Raw genomic sequence first — 22,760 nt, 5'->3', positions numbered from 1 at the left:
CCTGTGGAAGTGAGCTTGCTCACGAATACGATGGCCCAGACGCCCCATTTTCAGGGGATTTACTGGCCTCTTCGCGAGCAAGCTCGCTCCCACGGCCGCTGGCCAGAATCAAAAGCGTACTTGTGTATAACGCTGAGCGCTGGAGCGTGGGCACGATAGTCTTTTGGCTTTTAGCTACGCCGCTACAAATTGCTCGGCGTAGTGGCAAGCCACCTGGCGGTTATCCACCAGGCGCAGCTCTGGCACTTCGGCTGCACAACGCTCGGTCGCATAGGGGCAGCGCTTGTGGAAGGCGCAGCCGCTTGGCGGGTTGAGCGGGTTGGGCAGCTCGCCGACGATCTTGATCTTCGGCTTGAGCGGGTCCGGATGGATGGTCGGAGTCGCCGACAGCAGCGCCTGGGTGTACGGGTGCAGCGGACGGTTGTAGATCTCTTCCTTGGGACCCATTTCCGCAGGCCGGCCCAGGTACATCACCAATACCGTATCGGCGACATGGCGCACCACCGACAGGTTGTGGGAGATGAACACGTAGGCGGTGTTGAATTCCTGCTGCAGGTCCATGAACAGGTTCAGTACCTGCGCCTGAATCGACACGTCCAGCGCTGAAGTCGGCTCGTCCGCTACCAGCACCTTGGGCTGCAGCATCATCGCCCGAGCCAGCGCGATACGCTGACGCTGACCGCCGGAGAACATGTGCGGGTAGCGCTGATAGTGCTCAGGGCGTAAACCGACCTGGGCCATCATCGCCTGGACTTTCTCGCGGCGTTCGGCGGCTGACAGGCTGGTGTTGATCAGCAGCGGCTCGCCGAGCTGATCCCCGACTTTCTGCCTCGGGTTGAGCGAGGCATAAGGGCTCTGGAAGACCATCTGCACGTCCTTGCGCAACTGCTTGCGCTCGGCCTTGCTGGCCCCGGCAACTTCCTGACCGGCGATTTTCAGCGAGCCGGATGAAGGCTCTTCGATCAGCGTCAGCGCGCGCGCCAGTGTCGATTTGCCACAGCCGGACTCGCCGACCACAGCCAGGGTCTTGCCGGCTTCCAGTTCGAAGGACACCCCGTTAAGCGCACGTACCAGCGCCGTGCCCTTGAACAGGCCGCGGGAGACTTCGTAGTGACGGGTAAGGTCGCGGGCGGTAAGTACGACGCTCATTACGCCACCTCCTGATTCAAGGGATAGAAGCAGCGCGCCAGACTGTGCGCCTTGGGATCAAGGGCAGGGCGTTCGATTCGGCAGTTGTCGCGCACGTAAGGGCAGCGCGGTGACAGCAGGCAACCCTGTGGACGGTCATAGCGGCCCGGGACCATGCCCGGCAGCGTGGCGAGGCGCTCGGCGCCCATGCTGTGCTCGGGAATGGCGGCCAGCAAGGCTTCGCTGTACGGGTGGGCAGGGACATCGAACAGCCCCGGCACCTGACCGACTTCGACGGCCTGACCGGCGTACATCACGCAGACACGCTGGGCGGTTTCGGCCACGACAGCCAGGTCGTGAGTAATCAGCACCAGTGCCATGTCCTGCTCTTTCTGCAGGCTCAGCAGCAGCTCCATGATCTGCGCCTGAATGGTCACGTCCAGCGCGGTGGTCGGTTCGTCGGCGATCAGCAGTTTCGGTTCGCCGGCAATCGCCATGGCAATCGCCACACGCTGGCTCATGCCGCCGGACAATTGGTGCGGGTAGGCATTCAGGCGCGCGGCGGCGCCAGGGATCTCGACCTTTTCCAGCAGTTCCAGTGCACGCTGGCGTGCAGCCTTGCCCGACATGTTCAGGTGCTGGCGCAGCACTTCCTCGATCTGGAAGCCCACGGTGTAACTGGGGTTCAGAGCGGTCATCGGGTCCTGAAAGACCATCGCCAGGTCTTTGCCGATAATGCGTCGACGCTGCCGTGCGTTGAGCTTGAGCAGGTCGTTGCCGTCGAAATTGAGCGCGTCGGCGGTGATGATGCCGGGGGAGTCGATCAGCCCCATCAGCGCCATCATGGTCACCGATTTACCGGAACCCGATTCGCCGACGATGGCCAGTACTTCACCCTTTTCGACGCTCAGGGACAGGCCGTCCACAACAGGTACGGCCTTGGCGTCGCCGAAGCGGACGTTGAGATTCTTGATTTCAAGAAGTGACATGCGAATCTCCTCAGGCGGCGTTCTTGAGTTTCGGGTCCAGCGCATCGCGCAGACCGTCGCCCATCAGGTTGATTGCCAGCACGCTGAGCAAAATGGTCAGACCGGGCAGGCTCACGACCCACCAGGCACGTTCGATGTAGTCGCGCGCCGAGGCGAGCATGGTGCCCCACTCAGGCGTCGGTGGCTGTACGCCCAGACCCAGGAAGCCCAGCGCTGCGGCATCGAGAATCGCCGACGAGAAGCTCAGGGTGGCCTGAACGATCAGCGGTGCCATGCAGTTGGGCAGCACGGTGATGAACATCAGGCGCGGCAGGGTGGCGCCGGCCAGACGGGCGGCCGTCACGTAGTCGCGGTTCAGTTCGCCCATCACCGCAGCGCGGGTGAGACGAACATAGGAAGGCAGCGACACGATGGCGATGGCGATCACGGTGTTGATCAGGCCAGGGCCGAGGATCGCCACGATGGCCACAGCCAGCAGCAGCGAGGGCAGGGCCAGCATGATGTCCATCAGACGCATCACCGAAGGGCCCAGAATGCGCGGGAAAAAGCCCGCCAGCAGGCCCAGCAGAATGCCTGGGATCAGCGACATGACCACCGATGCCAGACCGATCAGCAGCGACAGGCGCGAACCCTGGATCAGGCGTGACAGCAGGTCGCGGCCCAGTTCGTCGGTGCCGAGGATGAATTGCCATTGACCGCCTTCAAGCCATACCGGCGGCGTGAGCAGGAAGTCGCGGTATTGCTCGCTCGGGTCATGGGGGGCAACCCAGGGCGCGAACAGGGCGCAGAACACGATAAGGGTCATGAACAGCAGGCCGGCAACCGCGCCTTTGTTTTTCGAGAAGGCTTGCCAGAATTCTTTGTACGGGGATGGGTAAAGCAGGCTTTGATCGACTGCTACCGCAGGAGTAGGGGTGCTCATATCGATGATCTCAGCGCTGGTGACGAATGCGTGGGTTGGCAAAGCCGTAGAGGATATCCACCACGAAATTGACCAGGATCACCAGACAGGCGATCAGCAGAATGCCGTTTTGCACGACCGGGTAGTCCCGGGCGCCAATGGCTTCGATCAACCACTTGCCGATACCCGGCCAAGAGAAGATCGTTTCGGTGAGTACCGCACCGGCCAACAACGTACCGATTTGCAGGCCGAACACGGTCAGTACCGGAATCAGCGCGTTGCGCAGGCCGTGAACGAAGACCACACGGGCAGGCGACAGGCCTTTGGCGCGGGCGGTTCGCACGTAGTCTTCCCGCAATACTTCGAGCATCGACGAGCGGGTCATCCGGGCGATCACCGCCAGCGGGATGGTACCCAGCACGATGGCCGGCAGAATCATGTGGTGCAGGGCATCGAGAAACGCACCCTGTTCGTCACTCAGCAGCGTGTCGATCAGCATGAAGCCGGTGACCGGCGGAATGTCGTACAGCAGGTCGATCCGCCCGGAAACAGGGGTCCAACCCAGTGTTACCGAGAAGAACATGATGAGGATCAGGCCCCACCAGAAGATCGGCATGGAATAGCCGGCGAGGGAAATCCCCATGACCCCATGGTCGAACAGGGACCCTCGCTTGAGTGCGGCGATCACCCCGGCCAGCAGGCCGAGAATACCCGCGAAAATCAGCGCCGCCAGCGACAACTCCAGGGTTGCCGGGAACAGCGAAGTGAATTCGGACCAGACACTGGTGCGTGTACGCAACGATTCACCGAGGTCGCCCTGGGCGAGCTTGCCGATGTAATCGATGTACTGGGCGTAGAGGGGTTTGTTCAGACCCAGACGTTCCATGGCCTGAGCGTGCATTTCCGGATCGACACGGCGCTCACCCATCATGACTTCGACCGGGTCGCCCGGAATCAGACGAATCAGGGCGAAGGTCAATAAGGTGATGCCGAAGAAAGTGGGTATCAGCAACCCCACTCGGCGGGCGATAAAACTAAACATCTTGGTGTGTACCTCATCAGCCGGTTAGGCATGCTCCGGCGAGTCTCGGGTTATGAGCTCGCCGGATTGTTTTTCTACTTCACCTGGGTAGTGGCGAAGTTGTTGGTTGTGAGCGGGCTGATTTGGTAGCCCTCCACATTTTTACGCATGGCGGTGAACATTCTGGTGTGAGCCATGCTGATCCATGGCTGATCCTTGTTGAATATGGCCTGGGCCTGTTCATAGAGCCCAGCGCGCTCCTCGGGGTTCACTGTTTCACGCGCCTTATCGATCAGCTTCTGGAAATCGGCGTTGCACCAGCGGGCGTAGTTCTCGCCGTTTTTCGCCGCTTCACAGCTCAGCATCGGAGTCAGGAAGTTATCAGGGTCGCCATTGTCGCCTGCCCAGCCAGCAGACACCATGTCATGTTCGCCATTCTTGGCACGTTTGAGCATTTCACCCCATTCCATGACGCGGATGTCGATCTTGATGCCGATCTTCGCCAGGTCGGATTGCATCATTTGCGCGCCGAGCATCGGGTTGGGGTTGGTTGGTCCGCCGCCGTTGCGGGTGAACAGGGTAAACGTGGTGCCTTCCGGAACGCCAGCTTCCTTCAGCAAGGCGCGTGCCTTGTCGAGGTCAATCGGTGGGTTCTTCAGGTCTTTGTTATAACCCAGCAGGGTCGGCGGATACGGGTTGACCGCTACCAGCGCGTTGCCCTTGCCGAACACCGCGTTGACATAAGCGTTCTTGTCGAACGTCATGTCAATGGCTTTGCGGACGCGCACGTCGCTCAGGTACTTGTGCGTGGTGTTGATAGCGATGTAGCCGGTGGTCATTGCCTCCAGCTCATCGATTTTCAGATTCGGGTCTTTCTTGATGCTCGGTACGTCGTCCGGCTTCGGATACAGCGCGATCTGACATTCGTTGGCCTTGAGCTTCTGCAGGCGCACGTTGTTGTCGGTGGCGATTGCCAGAATCAAGGCATCGGCAGGCGGCTTGCCGCGGAAGTAGTCCGGGTTTGCCTTGAAGCGTACCTGCGCATCCTTGGCATAGCGCTGGAAGATGAACGGGCCGGTGCCGATCGGCTTGCTGTTGAGGTCGCCGGTCTTGTTGGCTTTCAACAGTTGGTCAGCGTATTCAGCCGGATAGATCGACGCGAAGGCCATCGCGAGGTCGGCCAGGAATGGTGCTTCGCGGCGGGTCAGGGTGAACTTGACGGTGTAGTCGTCAGTTTTCTCGACGCTTTTCAGCAGCTCTTTGAAGCCCATGCTTTCAAAGTAGGGGAAGCCGACGCTCGACTTGTCATGCCACGGGTGCTTCGGGTCCAGCTGACGCTGAAAACTCCAGAGCACATCGTCGGCGTTCATGTCGCGGGTCGGTTTGAAGTAATCGGTGGTGTGGAACTTGACGCCTTTACGCAGGTGGAAGGTGTACGTCAGGCCGTCGTCGCTGATCTCCCAGGAGTCAGCCAGCGCAGGAATCACTTCCGTGGTACCGGGTTTGAAATCCGCGAGGCGGTTGAACACGGTTTCAGCCACGGCATCGGCCGTCACTGCTGTTGTGTATTGCACCATGTCGAAGCCTTCGGGGCTGGCTTCGGTGCAGACCACCAGGGGTTTTGCCGAAACACTGACGGCGACGCTGAGCAGGGCCAGGGCGATCGAGTTTCGTAGCGATAACAGTTTCATTGTGAACCCTCCATAGAGTTGACGCCGATGGTGATGATGGGACGCAAGGCCATTGCCTTGCGCCCCAACGGTTTTCAGCGAATCAAAGAATGTTGAACGGAACGGTGGTCACCAGACGGAATTCGTTGATGTTGCCATCAGCCTGATTCTCGCTGGCGCGGTGCGTGGTGTAGGTGGCGCGGATGGCAGTGGCCTTGAGCGGGCCGGACTGCACGGAGTACGACGAACCAATGCCGTATTCGTAGTGAGTCTCGCCGTCCATTGCCAGTACGTCGGTGTAGCCGGTGCCCTTGTAGTGCGTACCGTCGATGTCCCAGCCACGTGCCTGGTAGATGTTGAATTTCAGGCCCGGCACGCCATATTCGGCCATGTTCAGTACGTAAGCGACCTGCAGGGACTTCTCGTTCGGGCCGTTGAAGTCCGAGAGCAGGGAGTTGGCCAGGAAAATCGCGTTGGTGTCGTGGGCGTAGTCGAAATACTCGTTACCGTTAACTTCCTGGTACGCAACGCTGATGCTGTGCGCGTTATGTGTACCGGTGAAGGACAGGCTGTAGGTATCGTTGTCGATCGCGCCCAGCTTGCTCTGACCTGCATCCTTGGTCTTGTAGTAGTTCAGGTTGGTGCTGAGGGCGAACACCTTGCTGTCACCCAGTTCGTGGGTGAAGCCGAAGTAGTACTGGTGCCAGAAGTCTTCTAGGTTGGACGCATAGAAGCTGGCGGTCAGGCTGTCGGTCGGCTTGTAGTCACCACCAAACATGTCCAGACGGTCGGCCGTCTTGCTGCGGTCACCGTACTCGGAGCGGAACTTGTCCAGGCTCTGTTCCATACGTGGCGATACGCGGTCGAAGCTGCCGCCCTGCAGGGACAGGTTGTTGAATTCGTCGCTCTGGACTGCAAAACCCTGGAAACTGGACGGCAGTGCGCGGTTGCCGATGAAGGCGATGACCGGGGTGTTCACCGATTGGCGACCCATGGTCAGGACGGTGTTGGAAACCCGCGCCTTCACGTTGCCCAGGCCCATCTTGCTCCACTGACCCACTGCATCACCGTCACTGTGTGCCAGGGTACGGTTGGAGTTGCCGGCAAAGTCGTCGGTGTCACGGTCCAGCGCAATGGCGTTGTACAGCGCCAGTTCGGTGGAGAAACCTACAACGCCCTGCGTATAACCGGAGGTGTAGTTGACGATCGTGCCCTGCTGCCAGTTGATGCGACGCGAGGTCTGCTCGGCAACGCCGTTGTCGTTGTAGCGGAACACTTCGCCGCGACGCTTGAGTTCATTGGCGTACCAGTTACGGGTTGTGCCGGTCAGGTGTTGGTCTTCGATAAAGCCGTTGGCGTCGGCCTGTGCATTCTTTGAACTCAGCTCGGTCGGTACGAACGTCTGGCTTGCCGGTTCAGCCTGAACCAGTGCGCCAAACGACGAGAGAGACAATGCCAATAATGCAGTGCTAGTTGTTTTCACGATGTGCAGCTCCCTTTATCACTTTTTTATATGCCAGTTCTTTAAGCCTGGCTTTTGGTGGTGCAGGACTTTGGGTCCTGCGTTGTTATAGGTATCGACGCGCAAGTGCCCGCTCTCGCCGTGACACAAGACGGCGAGGGCGTGCGGAGTTTTCGATCAATCGACGATGCTGACGCCTGAAAAATTGTTGCGACCGAACGGGCTGACGTGGAAGTCCCTGACCTCGGCGCGCAATGGCTGATTGACGGTCGAGTGGGCAACCGGTGTGATTGGCACCTGCTCCTTGAGGTAGCGCTGCGCCTGTTGGTACAGGTCGGTACGCTTCGCGCGGTCAGTGGTCGCAACCGCGGCCTTGACCAGTTGGTCGTATTTTTCGTCGCACCACATCGAGTAGTTGTTGCCGCCAATCGCGGCGCAGCTGTAAAGCGTGCCCAGCCAGTTGTCCGGGTCACCGTTGTCACCAGTCCAGCCGATCAGCGAGATATCGTGCTCGCCATTTTTGGTGCGTTTGAGGTATTCACCCCATTCGTAACTGACGATCTTGACCTTGATGCCGACCTTGGCCCAGTCGGCCTGAAGCATTTCGGCCATCAGTTTGGCGTTAGGGTTGTAAGGGCGCTGAACCGGCATGGCCCACAGGGTCAGTTCGGTGCCTTCCTTGACGCCTGCGGCACGCAACAGGGTCCTGGCTTTTTCCGGGTCGTAGGGGGCGTCCTTGATAGTGTCGTCATAGGACCACTGGGTCGGTGGCATGGCGTTGACTGCCAGTTGCCCTGCGCCTTGGTAAACCGCGTTGATGATCGCCTTCTTGTTGACGGCCATGTCCAGCGCCTGACGCACTTCCAGCTTGCCCAACGGTTCGTGGCGCACGTTGTAGGCGATGTAGCCGAGATTGAAGCCTGGTTTCTCGATGATCTGCAGGCTTTTGTCTGCCTTGAGGCTGGCGAGGTCCGCCGGGCGCGGGTTGACCGAGACCTGGCATTCATTGGCCTTGAGCTTTTGCATGCGCGCAGAGGCGTCGGTCACGATGGCGAAGATCAACTGATCGATTTTCACCCGGCTCGGGTCCCAGAACTCCTTGTTGCCCTTGTAGCGAATCTGCGAATCCTTCTGATAACGCTGAAACACGAACGGGCCTGTGCCGATAGGCTGCTGGTTGATGTCGCGTACGTCACCCTTGGCCATCAGCTGTTCGGCGTACTCGGCGGAGAGGATGCCGGCGAAGTTCATCGCGATGTTCTGAATGAAGGCCGCGTCGACCGTATTGAGGGTGAACACGACGGTCAGCGGGTCGGTCTTCTCGACGGACTTGATCTTCTTGTTCAGGCCCATGCTGGTGAAGTAGGGGAACTCGGTCGGGTAAGCGACACGGAACGGATGATCGGGCTTGAGCATGCGATTGAAGGTGAACAGCACGTCGTCGGCGTTGAAGTCACGGCTGGGTTTGAAGTTCTTGTTGCTGTGGAACTTCACGCCCTCGCGCAGATGAAACGTGTAGACCAGGCCGTCTTCCGAGATGTCCCAGGAAGTCGCCAGCGCTGGAACCACGGTGGTGTCGCCTTGCTTGAATTCGGTGAGTCGATTGTAGATCGGCTCGGATGCATCGTTATCGGTGGAGGAGGTGTATTGCGCACCGTCGAAGCCAGCCGGACTCGCTTCGGAGCAAAACACCAGATTGCTTGCCGCCTGGGCAAACGGGGCCAGTGCCAACAGTCCCAGGCACGACGTCATCGCAAGAGTTTTACGCATGATGATCCCTATCCTCGAAGGATGAGCCGAGGCTCGAATGTCTAACTGGCCCAAAGGCGTCGCCCCACGCAACTTCGCACGACATGCCCGGCGCACCTGGACACGAAGCGACGGGCTTCCTGCCATTGCCGCTGCCCTTCGACGGTAAGTCGTCAGAGGCCCGCGGTATATAGGCTCGAAGGCTGCAAAGCTCGTAGGAAATATCTTAGTGATAGTAGAAGAATGCCGTTATCGGCACTTTTTCAACCCATCGCTCGGGGCTTGCTATTCAAGTAGAGCGGTTTGCTGCGCCGGATGAGCGGCGCAGCAAGCTGTCACTTTTACTTGCCGCTCACGCTCACACCGTAAAAGGAGTTCAAGCCAAACGGGCTGATCTTGAAGTCCTGCACGCTGGTGCGCATGGGTTGATAGACCGTCGAGTGCGCAATAGGCGTCATTGGCACGGCGTCTTTCAGGAGGTGTTGCGCCTGTTTGTACAGCTCGGTGCGCTTGGCCTGATCGGACGTTTCCTTGGCCTGATGGATCAGCGTGTCGAACGGCTTGTCACACCATTTGGCAAAGTTGTTGCCATTCAGTGCGTCGCAGCCGAACAGGGTGCCGAGCCAGTTGTCAGGGTCACCATTGTCACCGCTCCAGCCAATCAGCATGGCGCCGTTCTCGCCATTCTTGGCGCGCTTGATGTACTCGCCCCATTCATAGCTGACGATCTTGGCGTTGATACCGATCTTCTTCCAGTCGGACTGGAGCATCTCGGCCATCAGTTTGGCGTTGGGGTTGTAAGGACGCTGAACCGGCATCGCCCACAGGGTGATTTCGGTGCCTTCCTTGATACCGGCTTCCTTGAGCAGCTCGCGAGCTTTCTCGGGATCGTACTTGGCGTCCTTGATGGTGGTGTCATAGGACCACTGGGTCGGCGGCATGGCGTTGACCGCCAATTGACCTGCACCCTGGTAAACCGAGTCGATGATCTGCTGCTTGTTGACCGCCATGTCCAGCGCCTGACGCACTTTCAACTGAGCCAGGGGATTTGGATGGTCTTCGCCCTTGATCTCAGGCATCACGTTGTAGGCGATGTACCCCAGGTTGAAGCCTGCCTGATCGGGCATCTTCAGGTTCTTGTCGGCCTTGAGCGGTTCGAGGTCGGCAGGACGCGGGTAGGCAGTGATCTGGCATTCGTTTTTCTTGAGCTTCTGCATGCGCACCGAAGCATCGGTGGTGATGGCGAAGATCAGGTTGTCGACCTTGACGTCCTCAGGCTTCCAGTAATCCTTGTTGCCGGTGTAACGGATGTTGGAGTCTTTCTGGTAGCTCTTGAACACGAACGGACCAGTGCCGATCGGCTGCTGGTTGATCAGCTCCGGCTTGCCTTCCTTCAGCAACTGGGCGGCATATTCTGCGGACTGGATGGACGCGAAGCTCATCGCCATGTTCTGGATGAACGCGGCGTCGACCTTGCCCAGAACGAACTTGACGGTGTGGTCGTCGATCTTCTCGATTTTGGTGATGTTGGTGTCCATCGCCATATCGGTGAAGTACGGGAACTCGGTCGGATACGCTTTGCGGTAAGGCATGTCCTTGTCGATCATGCGATTGAACGTGAACAGCACGTCATCGGCATTGAATTCACGGGTCGGCTTGAAGTAGGACGTGGTGTGGAACTTGACGCCTTCACGAAGGTGGAAGGTGTACGTCAGGCCATCGTCGGAGATGTCCCATTTGGTTGCCAGACCTGGCACCACGGCGGTGCCGCCGCGTTCAAACTGGCTCAAGCGATTGAAAATGGTCTCGGCTGAGGCGTCGAAGTCAGTACCTGTGGTGTATTGACCTGGATCGAAGCCCGCAGGGCTGCCCTCGGAACAGAACACCAGATTCGATGCAGCGTGAGCGAAAGGTGCGCTGGCGAGCAAGCTGGCGCCGACCAGAAACGGAATGACCGCGTGTTTGAGCATGGTTGCCTCAGTTGTTGTCATTTTTGATTAGAGGGAACGACCTCGTGAGCCGATCCGTCCGATACTTATGCAGGGGCCATACCCAAAGCAAGACAGTGAGGCGAAAGAAGCGACAAAGAGTGGCACGATCGTACAGGAATGTCGCGAAAGTGTAACTTTCTTGGTAGTTGATCGTTTGCGCGACGCTTTTTCAATTGTTTCGTGCACCAATAAAGCGCAACCGGGTGAGAAAAATGCACCCGGTTGGCGCTGTGTTGTTACTTCACTGTTCCCAGGCTGACACCATAAAAGGGTGTCAGGCCGAAGGGGCTGATCTTGAAGTCCTGCACTTCCTGGCGCATTGGCTGAAACACCTTGGAGTTGGCAATCGGGGTGATCGGCACCTGCTGCTTGAGAATGTGCTGAGCCTGCTGATAGAGCTTGATGCGCTCATCGCGGTTGCTGGTCAGCTTGGCCTTCTGCACCAGCTTGTCGTAAGCCGGGTCGCACCACTTGGCGTAGTTGCTTCCTTTGACGGCTGCGCAGCTGTAAAGCACGCCGAGCCAGTTGTCGGGGTCGCCGTTGTCACCGGTCCAGCCATAGATCATTGCGTCATGTTCGCCGGCCTTGGCGCGCTTGATGTATTCGCCCCATTCATAGCTGACGATGTTGGCCTTGATACCGATCTTCTCCCAGTCGGACTGAATCATCTGAGCCGACATGCGTGCATTGGGGTTCGACGCGCGCTGGACGGTCATGGCCCACAGATCGATTTTGGTACCCGGTGCCACACCTGCTTCCTTGAGCAGTTGTTTGGCTTTGGTCAGGTCGTGCGGGGCGTCCTTGATGGTCGGATCGAAGCTCCACTGACCCGGCGGCAGGGCATTTTCAGCCAGCTGGCCTGCACTCTGATAAACCGCCTTGATGATTGCCGGCTTGTCGATGGCCATGTCCAGCGCCTGACGCACCTTAAGCTGGTCCAGCGGCGGATGCGTAACGTTGTAGGCCAGGAAGCCCAGGTTGAAGCCCGGCTGACTGAGGACCTTGAGTTTCGGGTCCTTTTTCATCTCCTCGATGTCCTGCGGACGCGGATAGCCGCTGACCTGGCATTCGTTGGCCTTGAGCTTCTGCAGGCGCACGGCGGCATCGCTGCTGATCGAGAAGATCAGGTTGTCGATCTTCACATCCTCCGGCTTCCAGTACTCGGTATTGCCGACGTAACGGATCTGTGAATCCTTCTGATAGCGCTTGAAGACGAACGGACCCGTGCCGATGGGCTTCTGGTTCAAGTCCTCGGCCTTGCCTTCCTTGAGCAGTTTGTCTGCGTACTCGGCAGACTGGATCGAGGCGAAGCTCATCGCCAGGTTCTGCACAAAGGCGGCATCAATGTTGTTCAGGGTGAACTTGACGGTCAGCGGGTCGACTTTCTCGACGCTCTTGATCGTCGTATTCAGCCCCATATCGGTGAAATAGGGCGACTCGGACGGATACGCCTTGCGGAACGGGTGGTTGGCATCAAGCAGGCGATTGAACGTGAACAGCACGTCATCGGCGTTCAACGTACGAGTCGGGGTGAAATAATCCGTGGTATGGAATTTCACGCCGTCGCGCAGGTGAAACGTGTAGGTCAGACCATCCGGCGAAACGTCCCAGCGCGTGGCCAGACCCGGCTCCACTTCCGTACCGCCACGCTTGAACTGGGTCAGACGGTTGAAAACGGTTTCGGCCGAGGCATCGAAGTCGGTGCCGCTGGTGTACTGGCTGGGGTCGAAACCGGCCGGGCTTGCTTCCGAGCAATACACCAGCGTGCTTGCCGCTTGGGCCAAAGGTGCGCAGGCCAGCAGCGCGGTGGTCAACAGCAGCGGTTTGAAAAGTGTGTGTCCCATGGATCCCTCGCGTGGTACTGCGTTCTCAAGATCGGACGCAGAGCGTCCGGAACTGCGTTCCCACGCCGAGCATGGGAACGATGGTTGTGCTGATTGGAGCTCGCTTTTCCGGGCTCGGGCTCAATGATCAACCCTGCTCAGGGTATCGCGACTTCGATCACGCCATCCGCGGCGACGCTGACCTGGCTGGTGCCAGCCTCGACATCGGGCGTCGGAGCTGCGTCTTCGCGCGAGGACTTGGCCATCATCATGACCGGCGCGCGCAGATACGGCTGCGGGTAGCCCGAGGTATTCAGATTCAGGTTGACCAGCTTGTAGCCTGTACCGCCCAGCGCCTCGGTGACCAGTTGCGCACGAGCCTTGAACGCAGTCACGGCGTCCTTGAGCAGGGCGTCTTCGCTGGTCTTGCGCGTCGATGGCGAGATCGAGAAGTCCATGCCGCCCATTTTCAGGTCGGTCAGCAGCTCGCCGGTCAGCTTGGACAGCACAGCAAAGTCTGCGCTTTCCAGGCGCAGTTCGGCGCGTTCACGCCAGCCGGTAATCTTCTGGCCTTTATCGTCGTAGACCGGGTAGCTGTTGCGGCTGCCCTGGCGAATCTTCACGTCCTTGACCTGGCGCGCCTGCCCCAGCGCCTTGTTCAGCGTCTCGGTGATCTGCGCGGCCAGTTTGGCCGGATCGCTGTCCTGCGCTTCGGTGTACAGCGTGACGAGCATCAGGTCGCGCTGCACCTCCTGATTGACCTCGGCGCGCAATGAAATCTGGTTGTAACGGGCTTCTTCAGCCATGGCGGGCAGGCTGGACAAAGCCGCAGCCAGCGCGACGAGGGTGGCGGCAGGGCGAAGGTTGAACATGAGAGCTCCTTGTTATCAAACGGCCTCCGACGATGGTCGGGCGGCGCAAAGTGTTCTGACTGTAGCGCTTTGGTCCGGTTCCTGCGATGACCGAGTGCTCTGGCGTGCGGTGCGTTGACGCACTTTTTCAGTTTTGTCTCCCGCTTGGTTATACTCGCTGCGATCCGCCTGGAGCACTCATCAGGAGAGCTCATGCTCGCCCCCGTTCAAATGCTTTCAGCCACACGGCAAAACCTGTGGCGCCTGACATTCATCCGTATTCTGGTGCTGGCCGCGCAGGCCGGCTCGGTCGGTATGGCCTGGCTGTTCGACTTTCTACCGTTGCCGTGGCTGCAGCTGTCGATCACCCTGGGCTGTTCGCTGGTGCTCTGCGGGCTGACAGTCATTCGTCTGCGCACCTCGCTGCCGCTCACCGAGCTTGAATATGCGCTGCAATTGGCGCTGGACCTGCTGATTCACAGCGCGCTGCTGTATTACTCGGGCGGCTCGGCCAACCCGTTCGTTTCCTATTATCTGGTGCCGCTGACCATTGCCGCCGCCACGCTGCCATGGCGTTACTCGCTGATTCTGTCCGGCTTTGCGCTGAGCATGTACACCTTGCTGATGGTGCGCTCCTACCCGCTGGAAACCGACTCCATTGCCCGGGAAAACATGCAGATCTACGGCATGTGGCTGAGTTTTGCGTTGGCCGCTGCGGTGATTACCTTCTTTGCTGCGAAGATGGCCGAAGAGCTGCGCCGCCAGGAGCAACTGCGTGCCGAGCGTCGCGAAGAAGGCCTGCGTGATCAGCAATTGCTCGCCGTCGCGACCCAGGCTGCAGGGGCCGCCCATGAATTGGGAACGCCGCTGGCAACCATGAGCGTGCTGCTCAAGGAAATGCGCCAGGATCACAGCGACCCAGCGTTGCAGGATGATCTGTCCGTGCTGCAGGAGCAGGTCAAACAGTGCAAGCAGACCCTGCAGCAACTGGTGCGTGCCGCCGAAGCCAATCGGCGCATGGCCGTCGAATATCAGACCGCCACCCGCTGGCTGGACGAGTCCCTCAACCGCTGGCATCTGATGCGCCCGGAGGTGAGTTACCGTTTCTATCAGTTGGGCAAGGGCGAAGCGCCGATGCTGGCACCGCCGCCGGACCTGACCCAGGCGCTGCTCAACCTGCTCAACAACGCTGCCGATGCCTGCCCCGATGGCCTTGAAGTCAATCTGGACTGGGACAGTGCGGAAGTCTGCATCAGCATTCGCGACCATGGCGCGGGTGTGCCGCTGGCGATTGCCGAACAGATCGGCAAGCCGTTCTTTACTACCAAGGGCAAAGGTTTCGGCCTGGGGCTGTTCCTGAGCAAGGCCAGCGTCACCCGTGCGGGTGGCTCGGTGAAGCTCTACAGTCATGAAGAAGGCGGTACGCTCACCGAGCTGCGCCTGCCCCGAGATACGCGAGGAGAAGAAGCATGAGTGACGATGACATCCAGGTCGAAGGCGAAGAGCTGCCGCACCTGTTGCTGGTCGATGACGACGCGACGTTCACCCGTGTGATGGCGAGGGCCATGAGCCGTCGTGGTTTTCGCGTGAGCACCGCCGGCTCGGCCGAAGAAGGTCTGGCCCTGGCGCAACAGGACATTCCCGAATATGCCGCGCTGGACCTGAAGATGGACGGCGATTCCGGTCTGGTGCTGCTGCCCAAGCTGCTGGAAATGGACCCGGACATGCGCGTGGTGATTCTCACCGGTTATTCGAGCATCGCCACGGCGGTCGAAGCGATCAAGCGCGGCGCGTGCAACTACCTGTGCAAACCGGCTGACGCGGATGACGTACTGGCGGCCCTGCTATCCGAGCACGCCAACCTCGACACGCTGGTTCCCGAGAATCCGATGTCGGTGGATCGCTTGCAGTGGGAGCATATCCAGCGCGTGCTGACCGAGCACGAGGGCAATATTTCCGCAACTGCGCGGGCGCTGGGCATGCACCGCCGCACCTTGCAGCGCAAGTTGCAGAAGCGTCCCGTGCGGCGTTGATGAAGGTTTTTTCATAGTGATCTTTTAGGCGTTTTTTTGCTTCATTGTGCTCAGGCATCGTACTTTCGAAGAGAGCGAGCCTGAACCACATGAATCGCAATGCTGAATATTCTGCCGTCAACGATACTGTGCAAGGAGCCTTTCTACCCCGCGTCTGGAAGCTGATAACGCCGTACTGGCGCAGTGAGGAAAAGGCCACTGCCTGGCTGCTGCTGGTCTCGGTGATCGCGCTGTCGCTGTTCAGCGTGCAGGTCTCGGTGTTCTTCAACAGCTGGTACCGAGACTTCTACAACGCTCTGCAGAACAAGGATCTTGCCGCGTTCACCCACCTGATCCTGTACTTCAGCGGCATCGCCGCGATCGCCATTCTGGCGGCGGTCTATCGCTTGTACCTGACCCAGTTGCTGACCATCCGCTGGCGCCGCTGGCTGACGGAGAAACACTTCGCGCGCTGGCTCGCGGACAAGAACTACTACCACCTGGAGCAGGGCGGTTACACCGATAACCCTGACCAGCGTCTGTCCGAAGACCTCAACGAGTTCACCACCAGTACGCTCAGCCTGGGCCTGGGTTTGATGAGCGCGGTGGTCAGTCTGGTGTCGTTTTCAGTGATCCTCTGGGGCGTGTCGGGCAGTATCGAGGTGTTCGGCGTCACCATTCCCGGTTACATGTTCTGGGCGGCCATGCTCTATGCGCTGGTGGGCAGCCTGCTGACCCACTGGATCGGCAAGCGGCTGATCACGTTGAACAACCAGCAGGAGCGATTCGAGGCAGACCTGCGTTTTGCGCTGGTGCGTGTGCGCGAAAACGCTGAAAGCATTGCCTTGTCCGAGGGCGAACGCAATGAAAACCAGCGCCTGAGCGCGCGCTTCATGATGATCTGGAATAACTTCCGGGCGTCGATGAAGGTCCAGAAGCGGCTGACGTTCTTCACCTCGGGCTATTCGCAGATTGCGCTGATCTTTCCGTTCATTGTGGCCGCGCCACGGTATTTCGCCGGCAAGATCGAGCTGGGTGATCTGATGCAGATCAATTCGGCATTCGGCAATGTACAGGAGAACTTCAGCTGGTTCATCAGCGCCTATGGCACGCTGGCGTCATGGCGCGCCACCAGCGACCGTCTGCTGAGCTTCCGTCAGGCGATGAGTGACAATGAAGATCGGCAGCCGGCCATCGAAAGAATTCACGCCAACGACACGCTTGACCTGCGCAATCTGGGCTTGAGCATCGCCGGTGGGCGGCAATTGCTGAGCGACGCGAGTCTGCAGGTCGGCGCGGGAGAGCGGGTGATGCTCAGCGGTCGTTCGGGCAGTGGTAAAAGCTCGTTGCTGAGGGCGTTGGGCGGTCTCTGGCCTGAGGGGGCGGGGCAGATTCGCTTGCCCACTGGTACGGCGCTGTTCCTGCCGCAGCGGCCTTACCTGCCTATTGGCACACTGCGTGAGGCGATGAGTTATCCACAACCCGCGGAACATTACCCGGCTCAGCGATTTGCCGAGGTACTGGAGCAGTGCCGTCTGGAGCACCTGATACCGCGTCTGGACGAAAGTAATCACTGGCAGCGTTTTCTCTCACCGGGCGAGCAGCAGCGGGTGGCGTTCGCTCGTGCCCTGCTGGTCGCGCCGAACTGGCTGTATGTGGATGAAGCCACCTCGGCCATGGACGAAGATGACGAGACGGCCATGCACCGCGCAGTCATCGACGGGCTGCCGGGCCTGACGCTGATCAGCGTCGGGCACCGCAGCAGCCTCAAACGCTTTCATGACCGGCATGTGCGTGTCGAGGGCGGCAAATTGATCGAGCAACCGTGATTCGCAACGTTTTGAGGTCGATGCTATAGGGGACACGGCGCTTTTGAGGGTGTGATCATACAACCGCTGAGCTATGATTAGCCCCATGTTTAGCAGTCCAGAGATCGATGTTGGATGGAAAATCAAAGCGCTCTGCCCCGCGCCCGCAGAAAACACCGCAGCCTCGCGCAGGAGCTGGTGACAGAGCTGTCCGAGCGTATTCGCAGCGGTCAGCTCAAGCGCGGCGACAAACTGCCCACCGAATCCGCAATCATGGAAGAGCAGGGCGTCAGCAGGACTGTCGTGCGTGAGGCGATTTCGCGTCTGCAGGCCTCCGGTCTGGTCGAGACCCGTCACGGCATCGGCACCTTCGTGCTCGACACGCCGAGCCCCAGTGGCTTCCGGATTGACCCGGCGACCATCGTCACTCTGCGTGATGTACTGGCGATTCTCGAGTTGCGCATCAGTCTGGAAGTCGAGTCGGCAGGCCTTGCAGCCCAGCGGCGCAGTGATGAACAACTGGCAGCCATGCGTTCGGCGCTGGACGCGCTCAATGAAAGTGCGGCACACGCCACCGATGCCGTGGCGTCGGACTTCCAGTTCCATCTGCAGATTGCCTTGTCGACCGGCAATCGCTACTTCACGGACATCATGACCCACTTGGGCACCAGCATCATCCCGCGTACCCGGCTCAATTCCGCGCGTCTGGCGCATGATGACCAGCAGCACTACATGGATCGGCTGAGCCGTGAGCACGAAGAAATCTTCGACGCCATCGCCCGCCAGGATTCCGATGCGGCCCGCGCGGCCATGCGCCTGCACCTCACCAACAGCCGCGAACGCCTGCGCCATGCGCATGAAGAGGCTGAATCGCAGCGGGCTTGAGGATTAAAAGAGGACACGGAGCGTCTGGAACGGCATACCCACGCTGGAGCTTGGGTACGATAGATGGCTGGGGGAACACCTATCGTTCCTCACGCGCCAGACGCTCTGCGTCACACATCTATGCGGCAGCGCAAAAGTCAAAACCGGGCTCTGTCCGCTCCCCCTGAAAAAACCCGAAAATCCCTGTTGAGTGATTTTATTATCAGTTGTACGATGACTTACGACATCGGCACTGACCCGGTGATCCTCTAACAATTAAGTCCTCCAGGGTGTTCGAATAATGAATCCACAAGAACTGAAGTCCATCCTCTCGTCCGGTCTGCTGTCTTTCCCGGTTACCGATTTCAATGCCCAGGGCGACTTCCACCGCGCCGGCTACATTAAACGTCTCGAGTGGCTGGCCCCGTACGGCGCGAGCGCTCTGTTCGCTGCGGGCGGCACAGGTGAGTTTTTCTCCCTGGCTGCCAGCGAATATTCCGAAATCATCAAGACTGCCGTCGACACCTGCGCCACCAGTGTGCCAATCCTCGCCGGTGTAGGCGGGCCGACTCGTCAGGCCATCGAGTACGCGCAGGAAGCCGAGCGTCTGGGCGCCAAGGGTCTGCTGCTACTGCCGCACTACCTGACCGAAGCCAGCCAGGACGGCGTTGCCGCGCACGTCGAAGCCGTGTGCAAATCGGTGAAGATCGGTGTGGTGGTCTACAACCGTAATGTCTGCCGCCTGACGCCGGCCCTGCTCGAGCAACTGGCCGAGCGTTGCCCGAACCTGATCGGTTACAAGGATGGCCTGGGTGATATCGAGCTGATGGTTTCGATCCGCCGCCGTCTTGGTGACCGCTTCTCGTACCTGGGCGGGCTGCCGACCGCTGAAGTCTACGCCGCTGCCTACAAGGCGCTGGGCGTGCCGGTCTACTCGTCTGCCGTGTTCAACTTCGTACCGAAACTGGCGATGGACTTCTACCACGCCATCGCCCGCGACGATCATCAGGCGGTCGGTAAATACATCGACGATTTCTTCCTGCCTTACCTGGAAATCCGCAACCGCAAGGCTGGCTATGCCGTGAGTATCGTCAAGGCCGGCGCGAAGATCGCCGGTTACGACGCAGGTCCGGTGCGCGCGCCGTTGACCGATCTGACGCCAGACGAGTGCGACATGCTCGCCGCTCTGATGGACAAGCAAGGCAAGCAATAACACCTGCCACGACAAAGCCGCTGAGCGATCAGCGGTTTTTTCATTGCACTGCATGACCCTTACAGGTGGCAGATGTCGTCGCCGTGATACTGCCAAGGGGCCTGTAACGCTACACCCAAAAAACAGATTTACCCGCGTAAAAAAATAATCAGTGGGAGCTCTACCATGCAAAAGTCCAAGCCGACGCACGTCCGCTATTTGATCCTGTTGATGCTGTTTCTGGTCACTACGATCAACTACGCCGACCGCGCCACCATCGCTATCGCTGGTTCCAGCATTCAGAAAGACCTGGGCATCAGTGCCGTTACTCTGGGCTATATTTTCTCCGCATTCGGCTGGGCCTACGTGGCCGGTCAGATTCCCGGTGGCTGGCTGCTCGACCGTTTCGGGTCGAAGAAAGTCTATGCCATGAGCATTTTCACCTGGTCGCTGTTCACCCTGCTGCAAGGCTATGTGGGCGAGTTCGGCGTCTCCACGGCAATCGTTGCGCTGTTCATGCTGCGCTTTCTGGTCGGTCTGGCCGAAGCGCCGTCCTTCCCGGGCAACGCGCGCATCGTCGCCGCCTGGTTCCCGACTGCCGAGCGCGGCACCGCCTCGGCGATCTTTAACTCGGCGCAGTACTTCGCCACCGTGCTGTTCGCTCCGCTGATGGGCTGGATCGTTTACACCTACGGCTGGCAGCACGTGTTCGTCGTGATGGGCGCGTTCGGTATCGTGTTCTCCATGATCTGGATGAAGGTCATCTACGGCCCGCGCAACCACCCGATGATCAACGAGGCCGAACTGGAGCACATTTCCAGCAATGGCGCGCTGGTCGATCTGGATCAGGACAAGGGTAAAGGCGCGCAAAAAACAGCCAGCAGCGGCCCCAAGTGGGATTACATCCGCCAGTTGCTGACCAACCGCATGATGCTGGGTATCTACCTCAGCCAATACTGCATCAACGGCATCACCTACTTCTTCCTGACCTGGTTCCCGGTGTACCTGGTTCAGGAGCGCGGCATGACCATCCTCAAGGCTGGCATCATCGCCTCTCTGCCGGCTATCTGCGGCTTCATCGGCGGGGTATTGGGCGGCATCATTTCCGACTACCTGCTGCGCAAGGGCCATTCGCTGACCTTCGCCCGCAAGGCGCCGATCATCGGTGGCCTGCTGCTGTCGACCTCGATCGTGACCTGCAACTACGTCGACATCGAATGGGTGGTCGTGGGCTTCATGGCCCTGGCATTCTTCGGCAAGGGCGTGGGTGCGCTGGGCTGGGCTGTGATGTCCGACGTGTCGCCCAAGCAGATCGCCGGTTTGAGCGGCGGCCTGTTCAACACCTTCGGTAACATTGCATCGATCACCACTCCGATCGTGATTGGCTACATCATCAGCAGCACCGGCTCGTTCAAATGGGCGCTGGTGTTCGTGGGCGCCAACGCGCTGCTGGCGGTGATCAGTTACATTTTCATCGTGGGTGAAATCAAGCGTGTGGAATTGAAAGAGCCGCCTGCCAAGGGGCCATTGCTGAACGACTCGGTCAGCGACCTTTCCGAAGCAAAATCCTGAGGAAACCGTGATGAACCTGATTCAACATGCCGATTCGCCACGCTATATCCGGCTGCATCCGCTGGATAACGTCGTGGTCGTGGTCAACGACCAGGGTGTGCCGGCCGGAACCGAATTCGACAACGGCCTGGTCACTGTCGATAACGTACCGCAGAGCCACAAGGTCAGCACCGTTGACCTGGCCGTGGGCGAAGCCGTGATTCGTTACGGCCACACCATTGGCTATGCATTGCAACCAATACCGCGCGGCAGTTGGGTCAGGGAAGACCAGTTGCGCATGCCTTCCGCGCCTGCGCTCGACAGCCTGCCGATGTCCGATGCCGTGCCGGAAAAGCAGGCGCCGCTCGAGGGTTACACCTTCGAAGGCTATCGCAACGCCGACGGCACCGTGGGCACTCGCAACATTCTCGGCATCACCACTACCGTGCAGTGCGTGACCGGTGTGCTCGACCACGCGGTCAAGCGCATCCGTGACGAGTTGTTGCCCAAGTACCCGAACGTCGATGACGTCGTGGCGCTGACCCATAGCTATGGCTGCGGCGTGGCAATCACGGCCACCGATGCCTACATCCCGATTCGTACAGTACGCAACCTGGCGCGCAACCCGAACCTGGGCGGCGAAGCGCTGGTGATCAGCCTGGGCTGCGAGAAGTTGCAGGCTGGACAGGTCATGCATGAGGGCGACAGCTCGGTGGACCTCAGCGAGCCTTGGCTGTATCGCTTGCAGGATTCCAGTCATGGCTTCAATGAAATGATCGAACAGATCATGGAACTGGCCGAAACACGTTTGAAAAAGCTGAATCTGCGGCGTCGCGAAACGGTTCCGGCGTCGGAGTTGATTCTGGGCATGCAGTGCGGCGGCAGTGATGCGTTTTCCGGCATTACCGCCAACCCGGCGCTGGGTTATGCATCGGATCTGCTGTTGCGCGCTGGGGCGACAGTGATGTTTTCCGAAGTGACCGAAGTGCGGGATGCCATCTATTTGCTGACTTCCCGCGCACAGGATCAGGACGTCGCACAAGCGCTGGTGCGGGAAATGGACTGGTACGACCGCTATCTGGCCAAAGGCGAGGCTGATCGCAGCGCCAACACCACGCCGGGCAACAAGAAGGGCGGGTTGTCGAACATCGTCGAGAAGTCTCTAGGGTCGATCGTCAAGTCAGGCAGCAGCGCCATCAACGGCGTACTCGGCCCGGGCGAGCGGGTCAGCGGCAAGGGCTTGATCTTCTGCGCGACACCGGCCAGTGACTTTGTCTGCGGCACCTTGCAACTGGCTGCCGGTATGAACCTGCACGTGTTCACCACCGGCCGCGGTACTCCGTACGGTCTGGCAATGGCGCCGGTGGTGAAGGTCTCGACCCGCACCGAACTGGCCCAGCGCTGGCCTGACCTGATCGACATAGACGCCGGACGCATCGCGACCGGACGCGCGAGCATCGAGGACCTGGGTTGGGAGCTTTTCCACTTCTACCTGGACGTGGCCAGCGGCAAGAAGAAGACCTGGACCGAGCATTACCGGCTGCACAACGACATCACGCTCTTCAACCCGGCACCGATTACCTGACGGGGATGTGACGCGCAGCGTCACGAACGGCATTCCCACGCTGGAGTGTGAGGAGCGATGTGCAGAGGAATACGCCTATCGTGCCCATGCTCTGCTTGGGCGCGCCGTTCTGGACGCTCTTGCCTCTGCGCTGAGCACCCGGTCACAATCCGAAATATTCTCT

At 59.5% G+C, this 22,760-nt stretch carries 17 protein-coding genes; 7 read left to right on the top strand and 10 right to left on the bottom strand.

What is annotated here, in order from left to right; translation table 11 throughout:
* Positions 1-174: 174 nt before the first annotated feature.
* From PI739_RS14760 to PI739_RS14715, 10 genes are all read right to left on the bottom strand, one after another.
* Positions 175-1,149, bottom strand: a complete 975-nt coding sequence (locus PI739_RS14760) for a peptide ABC transporter ATP-binding protein (protein WP_003313770.1) — start codon at positions 1,147-1,149, stop codon at positions 175-177.
* A complete protein-coding gene (locus PI739_RS14755) occupies positions 1,149-2,117 on the bottom strand; it encodes an ABC transporter ATP-binding protein (RefSeq protein WP_054081996.1) in 969 nt (322 codons plus the stop codon). Before PI739_RS14755 ends, PI739_RS14760 begins: the two co-directional genes overlap by 1 nt.
* A gap of 10 nt (positions 2,118-2,127) precedes the next feature.
* Entirely contained in the window at positions 2,128-3,039 is a 912-nt protein-coding gene (locus tag PI739_RS14750) for an ABC transporter permease subunit (RefSeq protein WP_003431612.1), read from the bottom strand.
* A gap of 10 nt (positions 3,040-3,049) precedes the next feature.
* A complete protein-coding gene (locus PI739_RS14745; RefSeq protein WP_003313766.1) occupies positions 3,050-4,060 on the bottom strand; it encodes an ABC transporter permease subunit in 1,011 nt (336 codons plus the stop codon).
* Positions 4,061-4,134: 74 nt separating this feature from the next.
* Positions 4,135-5,730: an ABC transporter substrate-binding protein gene (locus PI739_RS14740; protein ID WP_003431611.1), complete on the bottom strand. Its 1,596-nt coding sequence runs from the start codon at positions 5,728-5,730 to the stop codon at positions 4,135-4,137.
* 82 nt (positions 5,731-5,812) lie between these two features.
* Positions 5,813-7,192, bottom strand: a complete 1,380-nt coding sequence (locus PI739_RS14735; RefSeq protein ID WP_003368668.1) for an OprD family porin — start codon at positions 7,190-7,192, stop codon at positions 5,813-5,815.
* 156 nt (positions 7,193-7,348) lie between these two features.
* Positions 7,349-8,941, bottom strand: coding sequence for an ABC transporter substrate-binding protein (locus PI739_RS14730; protein WP_054081997.1), 1,593 nt, complete (start codon positions 8,939-8,941; stop codon positions 7,349-7,351).
* 320 nt (positions 8,942-9,261) lie between these two features.
* Complete coding sequence (locus tag PI739_RS14725; protein WP_044309441.1) at positions 9,262-10,890, bottom strand: ABC transporter substrate-binding protein; 1,629 nt, start codon at positions 10,888-10,890, stop codon at positions 9,262-9,264.
* Between the two features lie 257 nt (positions 10,891-11,147).
* Positions 11,148-12,755 carry an ABC transporter substrate-binding protein gene (locus PI739_RS14720; protein WP_054081998.1) on the bottom strand — a complete coding sequence of 536 codons (1,608 nt, stop codon included), beginning with the start codon at positions 12,753-12,755 and terminating at the stop codon, positions 11,148-11,150.
* A gap of 137 nt (positions 12,756-12,892) precedes the next feature.
* Entirely contained in the window at positions 12,893-13,606 is a 714-nt protein-coding gene (locus tag PI739_RS14715; RefSeq protein ID WP_003419020.1) for an SIMPL domain-containing protein, read from the bottom strand.
* Positions 13,607-13,798: 192 nt separating this feature from the next.
* Between PI739_RS14715 and PI739_RS14710 the strand changes: the two genes are divergently transcribed.
* From PI739_RS14710 to garD, 7 genes are all read left to right on the top strand, one after another.
* Positions 13,799-15,058: an ATP-binding protein gene (locus PI739_RS14710; RefSeq protein ID WP_003431607.1), complete on the top strand. Its 1,260-nt coding sequence runs from the start codon at positions 13,799-13,801 to the stop codon at positions 15,056-15,058.
* Positions 15,055-15,618, top strand: a complete 564-nt coding sequence (locus PI739_RS14705) for a response regulator transcription factor (RefSeq protein WP_003395104.1) — start codon at positions 15,055-15,057, stop codon at positions 15,616-15,618. Before PI739_RS14710 ends, PI739_RS14705 begins: the two co-directional genes overlap by 4 nt.
* Before the next feature lie 89 nt (positions 15,619-15,707).
* Positions 15,708-17,426 carry an ABC transporter ATP-binding protein/permease gene (locus tag PI739_RS14700; RefSeq protein ID WP_054081999.1) on the top strand — a complete coding sequence of 573 codons (1,719 nt, stop codon included), beginning with the start codon at positions 15,708-15,710 and terminating at the stop codon, positions 17,424-17,426.
* Between the two features lie 114 nt (positions 17,427-17,540).
* Positions 17,541-18,290 (top strand): FadR/GntR family transcriptional regulator, encoded by a 750-nt coding sequence (locus PI739_RS14695; RefSeq protein ID WP_003313750.1) that lies wholly within the window; start codon positions 17,541-17,543, stop codon positions 18,288-18,290.
* A 280-nt stretch (positions 18,291-18,570) separates the two neighbouring features.
* Entirely contained in the window at positions 18,571-19,482 is a 912-nt protein-coding gene (gene kdgD / locus PI739_RS14690) for a 5-dehydro-4-deoxyglucarate dehydratase (RefSeq protein ID WP_003431605.1), read from the top strand.
* Positions 19,483-19,647: 165 nt separating this feature from the next.
* Positions 19,648-21,033, top strand: a complete 1,386-nt coding sequence (locus PI739_RS14685; protein WP_003431603.1) for an MFS transporter — start codon at positions 19,648-19,650, stop codon at positions 21,031-21,033.
* Positions 21,034-21,043: 10 nt separating this feature from the next.
* Positions 21,044-22,597: a galactarate dehydratase gene (gene garD / locus PI739_RS14680; RefSeq protein WP_058417049.1), complete on the top strand. Its 1,554-nt coding sequence runs from the start codon at positions 21,044-21,046 to the stop codon at positions 22,595-22,597.
* Positions 22,598-22,760: the final 163 nt, after the last annotated feature.

This window comes from Pseudomonas cerasi (genome assembly GCF_027983475.1).
Classification (GTDB): Bacteria; Pseudomonadota; Gammaproteobacteria; order Pseudomonadales; family Pseudomonadaceae; genus Aquipseudomonas; species Aquipseudomonas cerasi.
Note: the sequence above shows the minus strand (reverse complement) of the source record. Positions and strands in the feature narration are given on the sequence as shown.

Excerpts from the sequence above, each read along its gene's own strand:
- PI739_RS14740 (WP_003431611.1), bottom strand. The coding sequence starts at position 5,730 with ATGAAACTGTTATCGCTACGAAACTCGATCGCCCTGGCCCTGCTCAGC.
- PI739_RS14700 (WP_054081999.1), top strand. The coding sequence starts at position 15,708 with ATGAATCGCAATGCTGAATATTCTGCCGTCAACGATACTGTGCAAGGA.
- PI739_RS14705 (WP_003395104.1), top strand. The coding sequence starts at position 15,055 with ATGAGTGACGATGACATCCAGGTCGAAGGCGAAGAGCTGCCGCACCTG.
- PI739_RS14710 (WP_003431607.1), top strand. The coding sequence starts at position 13,799 with ATGCTCGCCCCCGTTCAAATGCTTTCAGCCACACGGCAAAACCTGTGG.
- PI739_RS14750 (WP_003431612.1), bottom strand. The coding sequence starts at position 3,039 with ATGAGCACCCCTACTCCTGCGGTAGCAGTCGATCAAAGCCTGCTTTAC.
- garD (WP_058417049.1), top strand. The coding sequence starts at position 21,044 with ATGAACCTGATTCAACATGCCGATTCGCCACGCTATATCCGGCTGCAT.
- PI739_RS14730 (WP_054081997.1), bottom strand. The coding sequence starts at position 8,941 with ATGCGTAAAACTCTTGCGATGACGTCGTGCCTGGGACTGTTGGCACTG.
- PI739_RS14725 (WP_044309441.1), bottom strand. The coding sequence starts at position 10,890 with ATGCTCAAACACGCGGTCATTCCGTTTCTGGTCGGCGCCAGCTTGCTC.
- PI739_RS14715 (WP_003419020.1), bottom strand. The coding sequence starts at position 13,606 with ATGTTCAACCTTCGCCCTGCCGCCACCCTCGTCGCGCTGGCTGCGGCT.
- PI739_RS14720 (WP_054081998.1), bottom strand. The coding sequence starts at position 12,755 with ATGGGACACACACTTTTCAAACCGCTGCTGTTGACCACCGCGCTGCTG.
- PI739_RS14760 (WP_003313770.1), bottom strand. The coding sequence starts at position 1,149 with ATGAGCGTCGTACTTACCGCCCGCGACCTTACCCGTCACTACGAAGTC.
- PI739_RS14755 (WP_054081996.1), bottom strand. The coding sequence starts at position 2,117 with ATGTCACTTCTTGAAATCAAGAATCTCAACGTCCGCTTCGGCGACGCC.
- kdgD (WP_003431605.1), top strand. The coding sequence starts at position 18,571 with ATGAATCCACAAGAACTGAAGTCCATCCTCTCGTCCGGTCTGCTGTCT.
- PI739_RS14695 (WP_003313750.1), top strand. The coding sequence starts at position 17,541 with ATGGAAAATCAAAGCGCTCTGCCCCGCGCCCGCAGAAAACACCGCAGC.
- PI739_RS14745 (WP_003313766.1), bottom strand. The coding sequence starts at position 4,060 with ATGTTTAGTTTTATCGCCCGCCGAGTGGGGTTGCTGATACCCACTTTC.
- PI739_RS14685 (WP_003431603.1), top strand. The coding sequence starts at position 19,648 with ATGCAAAAGTCCAAGCCGACGCACGTCCGCTATTTGATCCTGTTGATG.